The 18,026-nt window shown below is 38.2% G+C and carries 21 protein-coding genes; 6 read left to right on the plus strand and 15 right to left on the minus strand.

What is annotated here, in order from left to right; translation table 11 throughout:
• Nucleotides 1-270: 270 nt before the first annotated feature.
• Nucleotides 271-819, minus strand: a complete 549-nt coding sequence (locus tag N780_RS05265) for an HD domain-containing protein (RefSeq protein ID WP_036781640.1) — start codon at nucleotides 817-819, stop codon at nucleotides 271-273.
• 170 nt (nucleotides 820-989) lie between these two features.
• On the opposite strand from N780_RS05265, the gene N780_RS05270 reads away from it, so the two are divergent.
• Both N780_RS05270 and N780_RS05275 read left to right on the plus strand, forming a co-directional pair.
• A complete protein-coding gene (locus N780_RS05270) occupies nucleotides 990-1,745 on the plus strand; it encodes an SDR family NAD(P)-dependent oxidoreductase (RefSeq protein ID WP_232299496.1) in 756 nt (251 codons plus the stop codon).
• A gap of 186 nt (nucleotides 1,746-1,931) precedes the next feature.
• On the plus strand, nucleotides 1,932-2,255 hold the full coding sequence (locus tag N780_RS05275; RefSeq protein WP_052114900.1) for a hypothetical protein: 324 nt from the start codon (nucleotides 1,932-1,934) through the stop codon (nucleotides 2,253-2,255).
• Between the two features lie 157 nt (nucleotides 2,256-2,412).
• Here N780_RS05275 and N780_RS05280 read toward each other — a convergent pair whose 3' ends face one another.
• From N780_RS05280 to N780_RS05295, 5 genes are all read right to left on the minus strand, one after another.
• Nucleotides 2,413-2,937, minus strand: a complete 525-nt coding sequence (locus N780_RS05280; RefSeq protein WP_036781069.1) for a hypothetical protein — start codon at nucleotides 2,935-2,937, stop codon at nucleotides 2,413-2,415.
• Between the two features lie 245 nt (nucleotides 2,938-3,182).
• On the minus strand, nucleotides 3,183-3,332 hold the full coding sequence (locus N780_RS19700) for a hypothetical protein (protein ID WP_156969082.1): 150 nt from the start codon (nucleotides 3,330-3,332) through the stop codon (nucleotides 3,183-3,185).
• A gap of 223 nt (nucleotides 3,333-3,555) precedes the next feature.
• Nucleotides 3,556-4,506, minus strand: coding sequence for a magnesium/cobalt transporter CorA (gene corA / locus N780_RS05285; RefSeq protein WP_036781072.1), 951 nt, complete (start codon nucleotides 4,504-4,506; stop codon nucleotides 3,556-3,558).
• A 16-nt stretch (nucleotides 4,507-4,522) separates the two neighbouring features.
• Nucleotides 4,523-5,014 carry a GNAT family N-acetyltransferase gene (locus N780_RS05290; RefSeq protein ID WP_036781074.1) on the minus strand — a complete coding sequence of 164 codons (492 nt, stop codon included), beginning with the start codon at nucleotides 5,012-5,014 and terminating at the stop codon, nucleotides 4,523-4,525.
• A gap of 185 nt (nucleotides 5,015-5,199) precedes the next feature.
• The gene (locus N780_RS05295; RefSeq protein WP_036781075.1) at nucleotides 5,200-5,913 is read right to left on the minus strand and encodes a VOC family protein; all 714 of its coding nucleotides are present in this window, start codon (nucleotides 5,911-5,913) and stop codon (nucleotides 5,200-5,202) included.
• A gap of 174 nt (nucleotides 5,914-6,087) precedes the next feature.
• Between N780_RS05295 and N780_RS05300 the strand changes: the two genes are divergently transcribed.
• Complete coding sequence (locus tag N780_RS05300) at nucleotides 6,088-6,582, plus strand: DUF2512 family protein (RefSeq protein WP_036781077.1); 495 nt, start codon at nucleotides 6,088-6,090, stop codon at nucleotides 6,580-6,582.
• A 50-nt stretch (nucleotides 6,583-6,632) separates the two neighbouring features.
• Here N780_RS05300 and N780_RS05305 read toward each other — a convergent pair whose 3' ends face one another.
• The 6 genes from N780_RS05305 to N780_RS05330 form a co-directional block, all read right to left on the minus strand.
• Nucleotides 6,633-7,550 (minus strand): hypothetical protein, encoded by a 918-nt coding sequence (locus tag N780_RS05305; protein ID WP_036781079.1) that lies wholly within the window; start codon nucleotides 7,548-7,550, stop codon nucleotides 6,633-6,635.
• Nucleotides 7,551-7,835: 285 nt separating this feature from the next.
• A complete protein-coding gene (locus N780_RS05310; RefSeq protein WP_036781081.1) occupies nucleotides 7,836-8,135 on the minus strand; it encodes a rhodanese-like domain-containing protein in 300 nt (99 codons plus the stop codon).
• 19 nt (nucleotides 8,136-8,154) lie between these two features.
• Nucleotides 8,155-8,523 carry a rhodanese-like domain-containing protein gene (locus N780_RS05315; protein WP_036781083.1) on the minus strand — a complete coding sequence of 123 codons (369 nt, stop codon included), beginning with the start codon at nucleotides 8,521-8,523 and terminating at the stop codon, nucleotides 8,155-8,157.
• Nucleotides 8,524-8,601: 78 nt separating this feature from the next.
• Nucleotides 8,602-9,168 carry a class I SAM-dependent methyltransferase gene (locus tag N780_RS05320; protein WP_036781086.1) on the minus strand — a complete coding sequence of 189 codons (567 nt, stop codon included), beginning with the start codon at nucleotides 9,166-9,168 and terminating at the stop codon, nucleotides 8,602-8,604.
• Nucleotides 9,169-9,439: 271 nt separating this feature from the next.
• Nucleotides 9,440-10,219 (minus strand): ABC transporter permease, encoded by a 780-nt coding sequence (locus N780_RS05325; protein WP_036781090.1) that lies wholly within the window; start codon nucleotides 10,217-10,219, stop codon nucleotides 9,440-9,442.
• Complete coding sequence (locus N780_RS05330) at nucleotides 10,212-11,186, minus strand: daunorubicin resistance protein DrrA family ABC transporter ATP-binding protein (RefSeq protein ID WP_036781092.1); 975 nt, start codon at nucleotides 11,184-11,186, stop codon at nucleotides 10,212-10,214. The genes N780_RS05325 and N780_RS05330 overlap by 8 nt, the downstream gene beginning before the upstream one ends.
• A gap of 181 nt (nucleotides 11,187-11,367) precedes the next feature.
• Between N780_RS05330 and N780_RS05335 the strand changes: the two genes are divergently transcribed.
• Nucleotides 11,368-11,598 carry a hypothetical protein gene (locus N780_RS05335; RefSeq protein ID WP_036781094.1) on the plus strand — a complete coding sequence of 77 codons (231 nt, stop codon included), beginning with the start codon at nucleotides 11,368-11,370 and terminating at the stop codon, nucleotides 11,596-11,598.
• 36 nt (nucleotides 11,599-11,634) lie between these two features.
• On the opposite strand, the gene N780_RS05340 is transcribed toward N780_RS05335, so the two are convergent.
• Nucleotides 11,635-11,991, minus strand: a complete 357-nt coding sequence (locus tag N780_RS05340; protein WP_036781097.1) for a hypothetical protein — start codon at nucleotides 11,989-11,991, stop codon at nucleotides 11,635-11,637.
• 509 nt (nucleotides 11,992-12,500) lie between these two features.
• Between N780_RS05340 and nfsA the strand changes: the two genes are divergently transcribed.
• Complete coding sequence (gene nfsA, locus N780_RS05345; RefSeq protein WP_036781100.1) at nucleotides 12,501-13,241, plus strand: oxygen-insensitive NADPH nitroreductase; 741 nt, start codon at nucleotides 12,501-12,503, stop codon at nucleotides 13,239-13,241.
• 66 nt (nucleotides 13,242-13,307) lie between these two features.
• Entirely contained in the window at nucleotides 13,308-14,039 is a 732-nt protein-coding gene (locus N780_RS05350) for an NAD-dependent protein deacylase (protein WP_036781103.1), read from the plus strand.
• A 120-nt stretch (nucleotides 14,040-14,159) separates the two neighbouring features.
• Here the strand turns inward: N780_RS05350 and N780_RS05355 are convergent, their stop codons facing one another.
• Together N780_RS05355 and N780_RS05360 are read right to left on the minus strand one after the other, a co-directional pair.
• The gene (locus N780_RS05355; RefSeq protein ID WP_036781105.1) at nucleotides 14,160-15,383 is read right to left on the minus strand and encodes a cation:proton antiporter; all 1,224 of its coding nucleotides are present in this window, start codon (nucleotides 15,381-15,383) and stop codon (nucleotides 14,160-14,162) included.
• Nucleotides 15,384-15,589: 206 nt separating this feature from the next.
• The gene (locus tag N780_RS05360) at nucleotides 15,590-17,968 is read right to left on the minus strand and encodes a penicillin acylase family protein (RefSeq protein WP_036781107.1); all 2,379 of its coding nucleotides are present in this window, start codon (nucleotides 17,966-17,968) and stop codon (nucleotides 15,590-15,592) included.
• Nucleotides 17,969-18,026 lie beyond the last annotated feature (58 nt).

Here is an 18,026-nt window from a genome sequence, read left to right on the forward strand (position 1 = left end):
CTATAGTAAATATTATGTAAAACGAATAGTCTAGGCGAATCTACATTCTCTTACATGTAACATAACAAACATTCCACATTATTTCCATAGACAGGTGTGTTCCTTGAAAAAGTTTTATCTCCCCACTGATATGTAGTTTTTAGGGAGTATGAACTTTGTACTCCCTCCGGGCTTGTTACCCTTATCTAGCCTTGTAGTCAACACGTTTTACGAATTGTCTCTTATACTGGGTAATTTAAAAGATGCCCAAGGTTTCGGAGCATCTTTTTTTTAACTTGATTGTTCATTAGGGATATTCTGTTTGGCAAAAACGACATCGATTTTTTGGTCCAATTGATGAAGCTCTTGAATTGCATCGCTGATCTCCATTTGTTTATAATGGTGCATCCCTTTAGGTTGCTCATCTTTATTATCAGCTAGGGTCACCACTTCTTGTAGAGGCGTTTGTTTCCCGTCTAACTTAAACGGCAGATAAGAATCTGTATGAAGAAGGATGGCCACCGATATTTGCTTAGCAGCTACCCGATCTTCTCCTAATCTTATCAATAACTTATGAGCGCGTTCTGCACCCTTTATGGCGTGAATATCATTTTGACGATAGTCATCATAATCCCATTCGCCATCATTTGTGTACCATTCGTAATGTCCTATATCATGAAGAAGTGCTGCTTTAGAGGCCTGATCCACATCTACGCCTCGTTCAAGCGCAATTTCAAAGGCATAATTTGCGGCCGTTACCGCATGATGAACCCCTGAGCGACGAAGGTATTTCCGAGTGATATGGTGTTTAAATAGATCTACTAATGTTACGTTCCTCATCGTAATCCCTCCGATTGTTTTCAGAATAATATACCACACGATTCTCGTACATACAATCCTCCTTATATTCTTTACCTGATTGAACAAATGATAAACAAAATACCTCGTTTAAGGGAGACTCCGTGATGGTATTATAGGAATGTAGTAGTTAGGACGAGGAGATGAAAAATGTGGAGTATCATTTTAAAAAGGATACAGTAATCATTACAGGAGCTAGTCATGGAATTGGAAAGTCTTTAGCTCATGCATATGCAAAAGAAGACGCAACTGTGATTTTGATGGATAATGACAAAGGTAATGGGGAGAAACTCGTAAATGAAATATGTGATACGGAAGGAAAGGCTGCGTTCTATTTTTGTGACGTACGGTATGAATCCTCAGTAAGATCTTGCTTTGCTTCTATTTTAGAAGATGGATATTCTCCTACTATATTAATTAACAATGCCGGAGTAAGTCGGTTTACAAATTTCTTCGACATGTCTTTATCTGAATGGGATGATGTGCAATCTACAAACTTACGAAGTGTCTTTTTACTATCTCAGGTAACAGCAACGTACTGGAGAGATCATGGCATTCATGGAAGAATAGTAAACATGGCTTCGACAAGAGCAATGATGGCAGAACCACATTCAGAAGCATACGGGGCTTCAAAGGGAGGAATATTGGCATTAACCTATACCATGGCGATGTCCCTTGGCGATTACCAAATTAGAGTGAATGCGATTAGTCCAGGCTGGATTCAAACGACACATTATGATGAACTTAGAGATATTGACCATAATCAACACCCATCTAAACGAGTTGGTCACCCAAATGATATCTCAAAAGCATGTTTTTACCTTACAGATAAAGACAATACATTCGTAACAGGTGAAAACCTTGTCGTTGATGGCGGGATGACGAGAAAAATGATTTATGAACACTAACGGAACCCGGATATTCCGGGTTCTGTTTTTAGTTTGGCTTTATTACTGTTTAATACTGTTTCCGTTAGCTTTACTCATAAACATAACGGCCCCTTTTATCTCTTTAAGACCTTTTTTACGTTTCAATATTGAGGAGGAGGGTATTCGATATGTAAGAAAAGAAAAAAACAAGTAGAGGTGAAAACCTTGGAGCAGCTTACATCGTACCAAGTCCAATTTAAACAACAAATTGATATGGAAGAAGTTATGAAGATTCATCATTTTATAGTAGATAGCTCTTATGATTTATACTTATACCAAGACCATTTGATTGCAGACGTTAGTAATCTTCCTAAGTTATTGTCTTTCTTTTTCTATTATAATACTGACCGTCCTTTGGTTATGATTATCGATGGGAAAGATGTACAGTATGCCTATCAAAGAATCATGAACATTTGTGAGGAACCTATTGAAAATTGTGTGGTACGTCGATTTCATGAAGCAAACCGTGACCAGACTATTTTGGTCTAACAAAAGGTGGGTTACAACCATCTGATAAATGCAACGCTAAATGGTTACTTTAAAAAGAATTTTAGAAAACATCTATGGAAAATGAAATCAATAAAAATTAAAAAGGGACAGGATCTGCTTTATTTTTAAAGATAAAGCAGATCCTGTCCCTTTTATTCTAATGATTATGAGAATGTTCTATTCCGACAGAAGATATAGGTAAAAATTGAATGAATACTCCTAAAACTAACATGAGTATTGCTATACTAAAAGGGTTGTACACCCATCTGATTAGAGGATGCGAAACGTGCAGATCATATATTACTAACATTCCAAATGTGAAGGTACATAGGGTCATTACTTTAAAGAGCGTATTCCACTCTGCAACAGGAAGCATCCCGCTTAGCATTCCTCCCATCATTCCTCCCATAACCGCGTGCATGCTACTATGTATGATTCGTTCAGAATTTGGATACCGAAAAAAGAACGGAAGAAGTAACCCGATTCCCGATGCTATTCCCATGGACATTAATAAATTTTGAGTTACAAAATATATAGTCATTCCAAAATAGATACTCGCAAACATAACAACAGCATGTACAGTTCGCTCTTTATGTTCATTCTTGCTAATCCGATGTAAAAAGGATAAAACACCTATACCTAGGATCATCATTGTCCAAATAATTCCAATAGCCACTTTCATTCATGTCCCTCCCCCCTCATTACTATATGAGAGAACAACAAGAAACATGTCCATGGCCATCTGTATCATAGGACGAACTTCTTTTGGCGTATAATACTTTAAAGAAAGACAGAAAGAAGGGATCCTTATGGATTGGAAATTATACGCTTTCATACTTGGTACCACCGTTAGCGAACATTGGTACTACTCAAGAATCCCTAAAGTCTATTATTTTTCTACGAAGAACAAGAGCATCTAGCTTACCTTTACCCTTTCAAAACATTCAGTGCACTTGCTAAACAGCGTTGTATCCATGTTGATTTTAATTTATATTTCATCGGATCAGAATGGATAGCTACTTTTTCAGGCTTTCTCTTGTCTATAAGATCACGAATTTCCATTTCAGTTAAGATCACGAAGACCACTTCCTTATTAAGAAATTTCCATCTTTAGCTTTGATGGTAATTCTAATTATAAGGAGGTGGGGCATTCTTTTTAACGGCACAAGGCATGAATTGTTTTCATGCTACAGACTGAAATGTATCTACTTCTTCAGACGAAAGCATAGAATTCAAAAAGTTCAAAACATCAACAAAAAGCATGTACTTCCATGATGGAAGCACATGCTTTTCCCTTTGGCTAATCAAACCAACCTTTACGCTTAAACCACAGAAACATTAAAATCGCTATAACAAACATAATCAATAACACAACGAAATAAGCGTACCTTTCATCTAGTTCTGGCATATAGGAAAAGTTCATTCCATACACCCCAACAATAAACGTTAAAGGCATAAAGATTGTAGATATTACAGTTAGTATTTGCATGGTTCGATTCGTTTCATGTGAATTTAAAGACATATAACTGTCTCGGATATCCTGAGTCATTTCCCGATTGGATTCAATCAGCTCAGATACCTTCAATAAATGATCGTAAATATCTGAAAAATACTCTTTCCTCTCACGCACCCCATCGAGCCTGTGAGAACTTAAAATTCTATACATTAAGTCTCTCATCGGGTGAACGGTTTGACGCATTGTTAATAAATCTGCCCTTGTATCAAATAATTGCTCAAGCAACGTTTCCATAGATAATTCTTTTGTATTATCTTCTATATCGTTAATATGATCCTCAATGGCATAAACGATTGGAAAATAATTATCGACTACCTTGTCAAAGATCTGGTGGAGCACGTGAAACTCATCCCAAACGTTGAACGACCGTTCTCTCAAAAGTCGATTCCAGACTTGTTCAAGCTCAGGACAGACATGCTTATGATAGGTAACAATGTATCCATCTCCATTGAACAAATCCACTTCTTCTTTCTCCAAGGTCTTAGCGTTAAGAGCATGCATGACAAAAAAAGTATGGTCATCATAATAATCCAGTTTTGGACGCTGTAAATTATGTATACAATCTTCAATCGCCAAAGGGTGAAATTGGAACACTGTATCCAATTTTTGCGTTTCACTAGGTGTTGGTTCAGAGAAGTCCACCCAGAACCACATGATCCCATCCTCTTTGAGCTGCTCCAAGGGCAAATCCTTATGTAATTGCTGGTCTTTTGTGATCGCTATAGTTCTGATCATATTGACCTTTCCTCTCCTAATCTATTCCTATCCACTGATATAATTTCACATTTTGCCATTCATCAAACTTATTTCCGACCTCTTTTAAAGTACCTACATGAGAAAATTGATATTTATCATGTAATCGTTCACTTACTTCGTTTCCTTCTGTAATAAGTGAAATAATGGAATGAAATTGATAATCTCTCGCTTTCTCCAACAGAGCCTTCATTAATCCGTGCCCAACTCCATAACCTCTAAAATTTCGGTTCACATATAAAGAAAGTTCTGCCGTCGTTTGATAGGCAAGCTTGTCATTATAAGGAGATAAATAACCATACCCCGCCACTTTATCTTCCCATTCTGCGACAATAATTGGGTAGATGCCATGTAAGTTTGCAAACCACTTTTCTTTATCAGCCAGAGACTTTTCCTCAAGATCAAATATCGCTGTTGTATGAGTGATTGCATCGTTTTCAATTTCATTTATAAAGGGTAAATCCTTTGCTTCTGCGTTTCGTATCCACATCAATTGGTCACCTGCCTTTTGTTCATCTTATCACAGCAAATAAAAAAAGAAGACCCTAAATAAACTTCAGATTGTCACTGTGAATATCCTCAGGTAAGATTCTATTCTCTGGGGAATCGGTTATTCTTCAGATCCATTCTTTTTCAAGACACAAAAAAGAGCTAATCGAATTAGCTCCCTTTTTGTTATGAGATTAATTGCACCTGAATCTTATGTCCTTCCTGGTCCTTAAAATAGAACGATTCCCCAGGGGTGCTTTCTTCTATTTCTACCCCAGACTGCTGAAGGGATTTTAAATCTTCTTCAAGGTTTGTGGAACCCAATGTGAATGGGTGCTCTATTACGTTATGAAGATCACTTGGAATCTCAACTAGCGTAATACCCAAATGATCCAGCGTTAAGGCTCGCATTTCTCCATACATTGGAGTATTGAAGGAAAAGTCATATAACTGCTCCACATTCAAATGGGTCTTATACCAAAAAGAAGCATCCTCTAAACTTTTTACGGGTAGGAAATATCCGCCTAATTTTGTAACAGGATTTTTTGCTTTTGCTTCTTCTTCCCATCCAACAATTCCAATTTGTATATTATTCGGATCGGTCACCTCGTAACAAAGCATGTCAAAGAAGTCATCAATGTCTGTTAATTTTGCCCCTTTTAAGAATAAATCTCTATGTAAATATTGCGGTTCATTCACATTAATATTAAACGGACTAAATGGATATTCTTGTGTCACGTTACTTTTATAAAAAACTAAATCGGCTCCCTCTGCAAATGAAATGGTTACTTCTTCTTGATTCCCTTTAGCCTCTAACTGCAAATGATCTTTGTACCATTCTTTCGTTTCTTGAAGATTCCTACACGGTATCCGTATTGAGTTCAGTTGTTTTATTGCCATACTATTTCACCTCTCCATTTTTCTTACCCTCTTTTTAACTCGATAAACCGATTCAACTTCAATTTAAATTTGACTGAATTTTATAACAATTATACATCTTTACAAGATAAAAGAAAACAGTAATGGAAATGAATCGTATATTACGCATGTCTTTCGAAAAAACTATAGGTGGAGGTGTTCAAACTGGAACATATTAAAGCGCTTGGGATCAAGTGGGTTATTTTAATTGCTGCTGTCTTTCCAGTCTATGGAGTAATTGCTGGGGCTTCCTTAATAAATGTATTTCTTATCACATTTGTATTACTTGGAGTAACTTATGTAATTGGAGATTTATTCATATTAAAGCGGTTTGGGCTTATTATTACCTCAATCGTAGATCTTGTTTTAACGTTTAGTATCCTATATCTATTTGGAAATGCAATCAATGGAATCACTACACAAACCGTACTACCTGCTATAGCAGGGGCTGGATTCATTGTTGCATTTGAAACGTTTTTCCATATCTACATGGAAAATCGCGTTTTACACCTGGGACCACATGTCTATGATAAACGCCGCCAATTACTCGTGCCAAAGAAATTACGAGTAGAAGCTTCTGAAGAATTATTTCCATATGAAGCGCAACGTAAAGAGGCGCAAGAAGAAGATACTCATCGCCCCGAAGAATAAGCAGCCAGTCTTTTCCTGGCTGCTGTTTTTTTAATGATGTCTATATACTTTTAGCACCCATACTCTAACATGAGAATTTCTTCACTTGTCACGTTTATTTCACCTTTATTCACAGCTTGAATTCTTTCACTATGAACTGAATTGGGAGTCTCTGTTTGCTTCCCTTCGGCTGAGACCCATCCTTTTTCGTTTAATTGCTTATAGGACAACATACGATCAATTAGAATAGTTCCCTTGCCCTCATACAAATTTGCTTCCTCATTTGAAGTGAAAATATAGTGCTGATCTACAATAAAAGTAGCAAAGCGATCGCTATGCGAAACCTTTATAGGGATATTGGTATTCCCTATCTTCGGTACATGACTTTTAGTGATTGGTTCATAAGACAAAAAGATTCTTTCCTCTACTTCGGGTAACCAATACGTTTCTTCCACCTCTTCTGCTAAAGTTGGCCCACCAGAAACATGTGTATCGTGCAGGCATGTGTCTACAATATGCCTAAAGGTAAAGGCTTTATCTTCAACAAAATCTAAGTATGGCTGGATCCAAACGTCCGGATTAAGTAGAAGGATCTCAGCTTCACTTATAATCATATAAGAAAGATGTCCTGTGCTTGGTCGTATAAATTGGTAGATCTCTCCTCCGTCTGTAAGCTCACCGACTTGAACCGATTCGATATACATTGCCCATTCCTTCATGCCGCCTTTAACATAATACATTTCTATGCCTAGCTGTTGTTCAAGTGTAGTAACTTTATCAAGTGACGACTCTTCATCTTCCCCTAAAAGAATAAAATCCAGCTCTTCACTCTTAAATCGTTCATTGTTAAGACCTTCCTCAATTCTTAGCATTTCCACCGGAAAAGATAACTCTTTTAAGTACGATTTGTTTCGAACGTCGATCATTGCAAATTGCCTTTCTTCCCGACATCGCCTATACAATTGACGCGGCGTTAATGATTGAGCCATAGTACCCCTCCTTATTCTGTTTTGGTCTTCTTATTTTGGCAGTGGTAATCATTTCTATACCACTAGAATTGGGCCACTCCTAGAGTCTCCGTTAATTTGTAAAGGTGCGCCCGGAAATTGCGAGACTTCTGCGGGAGAAAGAGCTAGACGAGATCCCGCAGAAAGCGAGTAATTTCCAGGCTTGCTAAAATAGACACTAAAAAAGCGAAACCCTATAGGGTTTCGCTTCTAGCTTGAGCTTCTTTAATAAAGCATAAGATACCTTTTTTGGGAAAAGGGACTTACTTATTTGTCAACGCTGCCTTCCCATGCAAGCATGCCGCCATCCATGTTGATGACATTGTAGCCGTTTTCTTCTAAGAACGCTGTAGCTTTACCACTACGTCCTCCAGAGCGACAAACCATTACATATTCTGTGTCTTTATCTAACTCATCTTTACGTTCATCAAGAGAACCTAGAGGAATGTGCTTTGCTCCTGGAATTTTCCCTTCTTCAACCTCTTCAGGCTCACGTACGTCAACAATGTTAATTGTTTCGTTACCTTCTACTTTTTTACGAACTTCTTCTGGTGTAATGTTTTTCATCATTAATTCCTCCTTAGTATTAGTTCCAGGCGTTTAAACCGCCACGAATATTTGTAATGTTTGTAAACCCTTGTTTTTTTAACAATCGAGCTGCCGCCATACTGCGTGTCCCACTTTGACATAGTAACACGACTTCTTTAGACGAATCCAACTCGTTTGAAGCTGATTTCAAGGATTGAAGAGGGATATTTGTGAACCCTCTAATCTGATTTCTATTATACTCCCCAGGGGTACGAACATCAACAAATTGATCTGACTTCTTTTTGCTTCGTAATTTTTCCTGTGCTTCTTTTGGAGTAATCTGTTGCACACCCTTTGGTGGAATCATTGTTTTAACAATGAAATAGATCGCTATTCCAACGAGCAGAACTGTTATAATTGTTTCCAAAGAATCCTCCCCTTAACCTCTCTTTTAACCCCTATGGGTATATTTTAATAGGTGGGGAGGTATACGTCAATCCCCATCTTATTTTGTTGCAACGATATAGTACACTTCGTTGTTTAGATGACCAACTTCAACGTCATAACCTTCTTCTGCTACTTTTTCAGCCAGTTCATTAGATGCAATTCGATGTGCTTTAGGTGGTCCCTGTTCCCCGTCAACCTTTTCCCAGTCTAAAATGAGAAGACGACTGTTTTCCATTAAAATTCGATGAACTTCCGATAATGTTTGGTGAAGATCAGGAACTTCATGCAATACAAATGCCGCTACTGCTCTGTGGAATGATGCATCCGGGAGATTTAAAGCGTCTAAACTGCTCTTCATACGCTCTATATTTGTAATGCCTTCCCCTTCAGCCCTTGAAGCCAGCAGTTCCAACATTTCAAATTGAAGATCCACTGCCGTAACGCGATCTTTTGTTTCTTTCGCAATAGGTAACGTTAAATACCCATTACCAGCACCTAAATCGGCTACTTTCTCCTCACCTGATAATTGAAGTAATTCTAAGACCTTTTCAACAGGTACCGTTTCTTGACGACTTGGGTCGACTAGCTTTTCTGCTTTTTTTGGATCAAATACCTCTCCTGCCATGCTGAAGCACTCCTTTTATCTAAGTTAAATGGTTTTTTCGTTTACTACTGTAATTTTACCAATTTTGGAGAAAAGCTAAACATATACCCTTACATTGGTTGTTGAAGTAAAGGGGTTGGAATGTGTGAAAAAGGTGTCATGTCTCGCTAGGTCCTTCACACCCGAAATAGGCAGACTCCTATTCCCGCTGAATTTGCGCAATCCCGAGCAAGCTCTGGCATTATAAAGATGGACGGACCGCGGTTCACATCAAAAAATCTCACCCTTACCTTCACCCTCTACTGACTGCTTTTTTTGCTGACAAAGCAGCAAATGTTATTGTAATGGCGCATGCAATCATGATGGCTATAATTCCTTTAGCAATACCCCAGAACTTCCAACCGTCTATTAAAACCGTACGCATACTTTCAAAAATATACGTAGTAGGGTTAATGGTTGCCGCTACTTTTAACCAAGAAGATTCAATGAGCTCATAAGGAACAAACGTTGTACTTAAAAATATTAAAGGAAAGAAGATTAGTGTACCTGCTTGAGCAGCTTGAGCATTTTTTGTCTTGAGAGCTATTCCTGCTGAATACCCAGCAAAAGCAAGCCCCCAACCAACAGCTAATAACAAAACAACGAGCACCCCTAAAAAGCCAGTAGCTACTTCCAACCCCATCAAAAAAGCAACAATGAGTATTAATATAGTCTGAACGAATAACTGCAACATTCCTGCAATAATAGGACCAAGAACGATAGAGAGTCTTGAGGCAGGTGTAAGCAGGAGCCTTGAAAAGAATCCATTCTCAATATCCTTCACAATTCCTTGACCCGCTCCTCCGGCACCGCCAATCGCTGCTGAAACTACAGAAACTGGCAATATAAAAGCTAAATAGTTCGCTCCATCAAACGCAGGAAGTTGTGATATACCACTCAATCCACTATCGTAGACGAGAAGGAAGAAGGTCGAAATTAGTAAATTAGGAATAAAGGAAAATGGGCTCCGAAGGGTGGTTAAAACACTTCGCTTGGACAATACCCATATATCTTTTACTAATCCATTACCCATGTTCAACCCCTCCTCTCTTCTGTTCGCTTTCTGCCGTAATCTTTAGGAAAATATCATCAAGAGTAGGTGTATTGACATTAATGGTTTGAGGGGCCAAATTTTCCTGATCTAATAACCGGACGATCTCCATTAGCCGTTTTGTACCATTTTGAACATACAAATTCAATTCTGTAGATCTTTTCACAAAATCCGTACCAGGCATATTTTGTGTAATGGCAGCTTCTGCTTTTTCAGCCTCTCCCTCATTTTCAAAATTCATTGCAATAATATCATTACCGATTTGAGCTTTTAACTCCTGAGGTGTACCAGTTGCTACGATTTCACCATCATCAATAATAGAGATACGGTCTGCTAACGTATCTGCTTCTTCTAAGTATTGCGTGGTGAGAAAGATTGTTGTCCCCTCTTCTTTGTTTAACCTGTGTAAGTAGTTCCATATACTCTTACGGTTAGATGGATCAAGCCCTGTAGTTGGTTCATCCAGAAAAAGAATTTTAGGCTTATTCACCAACGTCAAAGCAAGGTCCAACCTCCTTCTCATTCCTCCTGAGTAATTTCCACAAATTCGGTCAGCTGCTTCTCTAAGCTGAACAACTTCCAGTAATTCACTGGTTCTCAACTTAGCTTGTTTGTTGGTGAATCCAAATATTCTGCATTGAAGATGCAGCATCTCTCTACCAGTTAAACTTGGATCAATTCCTGTTTCTTGAAGGGCCACACCAATATGCTCCCGTACTCCCTTAGGATTTGTTAGTACGTCCTGCTCTGCGACATACACCTTTCCTGCAGAAGGGCTAATGAGTGTTGTAACGATTTGCACCGTTGTTGATTTCCCGGCACCGTTAGGTCCTAAGAAGGCAAAAAACTCTCCTTCTTCAACCGCAAAACTTACATCTTTTACCGCTTGAACATTTCCTTTTTTAAAGATTTTTGATAAATGTTCAACGTAAATTGTTCCTTTTACCATATCCATTAGCTCCTTTCATGACTTACGTACTATATTCCATCTTACTCTCTTCATTCCTCCTTATTTAAAATAGATCAAGCTTGAATAAGCTTTTAATTTTAATTCAGGATGATGTTTAAGTGTTATTTAGTAGGGGTACATTCAATAAGATAGCTAAAGTAATGAAAGGATTTGAACGAACATGGAAAGTTTATTACAACTCTTTATATACATAGCTGTAATGATTAACGGTTTTATCGGATTAGTTAGCTATAAAAAAAGCCAGCACCAATTTGTGCTCGCTACCGGTTTCACTCATATCCTCTTAAGCATACCTTTATCTTGGACGTTTGGACCTCTCGTGTTTGCGATTGGCACGACTCAAGTTTTTTACGGTATTATTCACACGCAATCTCGAAAAACAGTAGAATAAAAAAAGGGTGCCCTCCTCTTTGGACACCCACCCCCCTTAATTATTTGACTTTCTTACACGCTTCTCAATAAACCAACAAAGGTCCTCTACGGTTTTAAAGTATTGAAATTCTTCTCCATCAGGAACTTCATCCAGGCCACTGCCTGGTAAATCCCAATAGTTCATTAATTCACCAAACGAAGATCGAAATCGGTCACTTTCCCCTTGGAAAACATAAGAGAGTGGAGTTTTAGTATTAATATTCTCAACCGGCTTCTCATACTGTTTCTGTAAGTTTTCATTTACGTACTTTACTACTGTTAGGTAGATCTCGTAAATAACCCCTTTATCCCCTGCAGATTTCTTTAAATCTTTTCTCGCTCGTCTAGTTTGAAAATCGATCAATTCCCCCATGAGTTATCCACACCTTTTTTAAGAACTAAGCAAAAGTGTACAGTTTTAGTGACTAGCGTCAGAACGATAACAACTCCTATACAATGATTAGACAATTATTCTACGAATCTTGCAATATAATATGACTACTAATGTTATTCCAATAAAGCTATAACGATACTGAAACTTAGCATTTAGAAGAGGGTACTGAGTGAAGAATCTGCAGATGATTTGTTTCCAAGAGGTTAAGAGGAAACACGTGATATAAGGAGGTAATTGATTCTCTACATTATATCCTAACACAAAGCAGGACACTTTTAACCACTATACCATTTGTTTCCTCTATTATGTAACCCGTCTCACAATAATATTAGTGTTTTCTTAATATAGATTTTATTTTTCGCCTGAATTGATATTATTACACTTATTGTTCCCTCACAAAAATAAAAAGCAATCATATTTTTTGAAGAATTGCTTCAAAAAGAGGTACCATAACAAGTATCAAACGAATAGTGAAGGAGATCTAATCTATGAATCAAACACTAGAAACTCTATTGCAACATCGCTCAATTCGGTCATTTACAGACACAGTGTTAACAGAAGAACAAATTAATATAATTGTGGAAGCTGCTCAAATGGCTTCAACTTCTAGTTATATGCAAGCCTATTCGATTATCGGTGTTACAGATCTAGAGAAAAAGAAAGAACTAGCAGATATAACGGGACAGTCATACGTTAAAGACAACGGACATCTCTTTATCTTTTGCGCTGACTTATACAGACACCAGATTCTAGCCTCTGATTTGCAAAAACAAGACATGATTCAAAATATTGAGAATACAGAACATTTTCTTGTTTCTTCTATTGATGCTTCACTTGCTGCTCAAAACGGAGCCATTGCAGCAGAATCAATGGGGCTTGGGATGTGCTACATCGGAAGTATTAGAAATAACATTGAGCGAGTAGACCAACTATTACAATTACCAGAACACGTCATCCCATTATTTGGTATGGTTGTGGGTTATCCAAATAAGCAAACCGAGCAAAAACCTCGCCTACCAAAGCAAGCTGTTTATCATGTAAATTCTTATAATAAAGAACAGTCAGGTGACCTACGCTCCTTTGATCATACGATACAAGATTATTATAAGAGCCGTAAGCAAAATGCGCGATTGGACTCATGGACAGATCAAATGATTCGACGTTTCAGTCATCCTATGAGAATGGATGTTAGTGATTTCGTGCAATCCAAAGGATTTAACAAGCGCTAATTTGCTCTTCAGTTCGTCTTAGTGTGTTTGCTACAATAGTACAAAAGCATTAAAGGATAGGATAGGATGAATCAACTTATACAAGAAATAAACCGAGCTAATCATATTACCGTACTAACAGGAGCAGGTGTAAGTACAGCAAGTGGCATCCCTGATTTTCGCTCTACAAGTGGCATTTGGACAGAAGACGAATCACGAGAATACTTTATGTCTAATCACTATTTTCACTTGGACCCGGGTGACTTTTGGAAGAAGTATAAAGATATCTTTCAACTTAAACTTCTTCGTAACTATTCACCAAATGAAGTACACGGTTTCATCCATAGTCTAGAGGAAAAAGGGAAAGAAGTTGCTGTTATCACCCAGAATGTAGATGGATTACATCAACAAGCAGGGTCCTCTAACGTTATTGAGTATCATGGTTCTTTAACCACTTCAACTTGCCCTGTTTGTGGAGATTCTTATGATATGGATTATATCAACAATACTTTGATTCCCCGTTGCGAACGAGAGACGTGCGGAGCTATATTGAAACCTGATATTGTTTTATTTGGAGATGCCATTACTGAACACGACCGAGCTGAAGCGATTATTGATCAGACCGATCTTGTACTTGTTCTAGGAACTTCTCTTTTGGTAATGCCATTTAATTTCTTGCCTGAGTACGCATACTCCAGAAAGATCCCGACGGCACTTATTAATCGAGAAGCAACTCCAAAAGACCGCTTATTTCACTATGTCATTCACAATGATTTGATTAGCAGTTTACAACACATCGAGAGTCAATTAGCTAGATAATATGGACGCATTGAAACTGAGATCAAATTGAAAGGTCCGTTATGGTAAAAGTGCTTGGGCACACTGACTTTTACTGAACCCAATAAAACAAGTCGCTTGCGTGGGCAAGCGACTTGTTTATTAAGAAGCTTCTTTAGCCATATTAAATTTCTTAATAAGAGGCTTAATCGATAGGCCTTGCACCACTAAAGAGAAGAGAACGACTGAGAATGTAAGAAGCAATATGTCTTCACGCCCTGAAAAATCAGATGGAAGACTAAGAGCTAATGCAATGGATAAGCTACCTCGAAGACCAGCCCAGTTCACGAGGAATCGCTCTTTCTTAGTCAGGTGTGAAATATAACTAGTTGCTGTATAAATCGCTATCGCTCGGCCAACTAAAACAATAACAATTGCCAGCGCAATAATGCCCCACTTCCCTGTAAAATCAATCTCCCTGATTTCAATTCCCACCATCAAAAAGATAATGGAATTAGCCAGCAAGGTAATCGTGTCCCAAAAAGTATTAATATTAATCTTAGTCTCTTCCGACATCCCAATTTTCTTCCCATAACTACCAAACAGAAGTCCACCAATTACTACCGCAATAACACCTGAAACTTTGAAGTGTTCAGCAATAAAGTAACTTCCGAAGAACAGGAGCATAGAGAGGGCAATTTCAAGCGGATAATCATCAAAAATACGAATGACCTGCGAAAAGATAAACCCGATTACTATGCCAACAAGCGCTCCTCCAATGGCAAATTTCAAGAATAAAAATACCCCATTACCAAGGCCAGCTAAGCCCATATCCATATATGTTAACAAATAAATAGAGGAAATTTTAAACAGAACAACTGCAATCCCGTCATTAAATAACGATTCACCTTCCATAATGGTGGACATTTTCTCCGGTACTCCAAGATCTTTAAATATTGAGATTACACTAATTGGATCAGTCGCACTCATAAGAGCTGCAAATGTAAAGGCTACTACAATCGGCAAGCCTAGTAGAAAATACACACTAAATCCAATCACTACAAAGGATATAAAGGTACCTAAAAAGGCAAGCGATAGAACCAATTTCTTCATCCCATATAAATGGTGAAATGGCATCTTGAGTGTAGCATCACCTAATAAGATAGGTAAGAAAAGCGAAATTATAATCGCCTGAAAAACTGAGGACTGAGTTATGTAGGATTCTGCTTCTTCAATGAAGGGAATCTCAGTCATCCCTAATAAAACTCCAACAAGTACAAGTGCAATTGAATAAGGCTCTTTGATGAGCTTAGCAACCCCTATCACTGTGATTGAGATCGCCAATAATACTAATATCTGTATAAATACTTCATGAAACCCGTGCATTGACCTAGCCTCCATCCACTTCTAAAATTGATGTCTTTGTTGTATTTAGCTTTACCTTACTAAAAAATCTGATGCACACTCATTAAAAGAATACCCTCCTAATCAAATTCCATAACTTTCCTCGAGATAAATATGCACGCAAATAACAAAGCTTAACTATATGAAATAAAAAAACAAGCTGACCCTAGTTAGAGTCAGCTTGTTACTCAAGGAGTAAGGATCAATGTTTCTCCCTCAGGCTTTGTTAGACTTGTATCATGATAGTTTCCGTTTACCCAATCCTCACGTTGGTCATGATACCAAGGGCTTCTAAAGTGACCAGTCTGACCAGGCCCCACAATATGTGAAGCTGAAGTGAAATCAGTTCCATCTAAGACAAACCGCCACGACGCACCGTGATTTACTAGACCACTTTCTTCTTCCTTATAACTTGCTGCCATAACCGTTACCTGACTTCCCCCCACAGGTATTGGAGCTTCACTATTAAAGAATCGCTCTAGAAATGATATAGAAGAAAGGGGATGTTCAAAAGATACCTTGTGGTAATCTCCCCACGCCCATTTCTTCAGAGGTTCTCCATATTCCTCCGTTAAGACTGTGATTGTTTGTGTAAATGTCTCTTGTATTAGATCTTGTAATCCTCCTTGCTCTTCTATCCATATTGCTTCTTTACCTGCATTAGCCTTCCTAAGCAGTTCATCTGTCGTTTGACCCTTCCCTTTAAATAAACGATCCATTGATTCTGGGATGTCAGAATACAGTTGGTCCATGATCATGTTCATCCAAGTATGAAACACAAGAGGCTGAGGTGCGCCTACTTCGTCAACATAGTCCCAGTCTTTTAACAAGTTGACCGCTTCTGTTTCCCTCTCTGACAACCTTTTAGACCCTACATACTCGAGAAACATTGGGGCGAACTCACGAGCTTGGAGATTCACCTGGTCCATTTGCAGATCTTTCATGTCTCCTTTTGTAAAATCATTTCTTGCTTGAAGTACCTCCTCAATACGCATATAACGATAAGGTTGAGCCCAATTATTAGATAGGTGGTAAGGATATTGTTCACCAACAACTTTATTGTTTGCCGTTTCTATGAAACCTTTATCAGGATTTATAACTGTTGGTAATTCCTCAAAAGGAATAAATCCCTTCCATTCATTTTCTTCCTTCCAACCCTCAAGAGGCAACAAGGCGTCTGATCCGCTCTCATAAATCGGAATTTTACCATTTGCTTTATAAGCAATGGTTCCATCCTTACTAGCAAACACAAAGTTTTGGGCAGGGACGAGAAATTTTTCTAATCCTTTCTCGAATTCATTCCAATTGGAAGCTTGATTGATCTCAAGAATTGCCTCAAGCTCAGTTGTTGCATCGAGAGCTGTCCATCTTAAAGATAGAACCGTATCCTCACCACTACTTTCCGCAAATTCAGATAGAACGGGACCATGTCTCGTCTCAACTACTTCATATTCAATAGGGTCTTCATCTTTTACTTCAATCGTTTCTTTAAAAATTCTCGCTTTTTCATACCTTCCCTCATACAAAAACTCATCCTTATTGTCTGGGTTCCTCTTTTCCAAATAGAGCTGTTGTACATCTGGCCCTGTATTGGTTACCCCCCATGCTATATCTTTGTTATGTCCTAAAATAATACCTGGAATGCCTGCAAAAATGACACCACTCACTTGATAGTCAGGAGAATGTAACTTCATCTGCAACCACACCGATGGAGTTGCTAAGCCTAAATGTGGATCATCTGCTAACAAAGGTTCTCCTGATTTTGTTTTACTTCCGCTCACCACCCAGTTGTTACTGCCATTGAACGCATGTGGAATAACCGCACTCTTAAAGCTTAAGTCGATATTGAGTTCCTCGTCTTTAATAATGGTTGGTGCTTCTTCTGGATAGCTAGAAAACAATTCATAGGCTTTCTCTTGTGAATAGTTCTGAAGCAAATAATAGTGAAAAGCCTGTCTCTCCCAATGACCACCAAGGTCAAACGCCATGTACTTTCCAATCGTTAATGAATCAATAGGAGTCCATACATCTGGAGCTGCCCCCATTAAGGTAAATTCAATAGGAAGTGCGCGATTGTTCTTTGCCTGTTTAATATAAGCATTCACCCCATCTGCGTACCATTCCATTACTTGTTTAGCTTCATCTGAGTATTCATTATAAGACGTTGCAGCCGCTTTCCTAAGTCCTAGTGTGCGGAAGTATTTATCTTGATCTAAAGCTTTTATACCTGCGACTTCACTTAACGTACCAGAAGCTTGTCTCCTGGCCATGTCCATTTGAAACAAGCGTTCTTGTGCTTGAATATATCCTTGAGCCATAAATAAGTCTTTACTGTTACTCGCCTCAATATGAGGTACTCCGCTTTCGTCTCGTGTTACGTTGACAGGTGCTTTTAATCCCATAATTTTGATACTCCCATTCGTTTGAGGGATACTCCTGTCTATGTAACCGTTTACAAAAATAAGCACACCAATTCCTGCTGTAATAAGGAATGCGATTAGCATCAAACTTATTTTATGCCACCTTTTAAACTGCCTTTTATTTTCATGTTGTGTTACGGTTTCCATGCTTTCCCCTCCCATATCTATATTATAATATGAATTTTCAGATAATTGTACAATGGCA

This window comes from Pontibacillus chungwhensis BH030062, assembly GCF_000770675.1.
GTDB classification, from domain to species: Bacteria; Bacillota; Bacilli; order Bacillales; family BH030062; genus Pontibacillus; species Pontibacillus chungwhensis.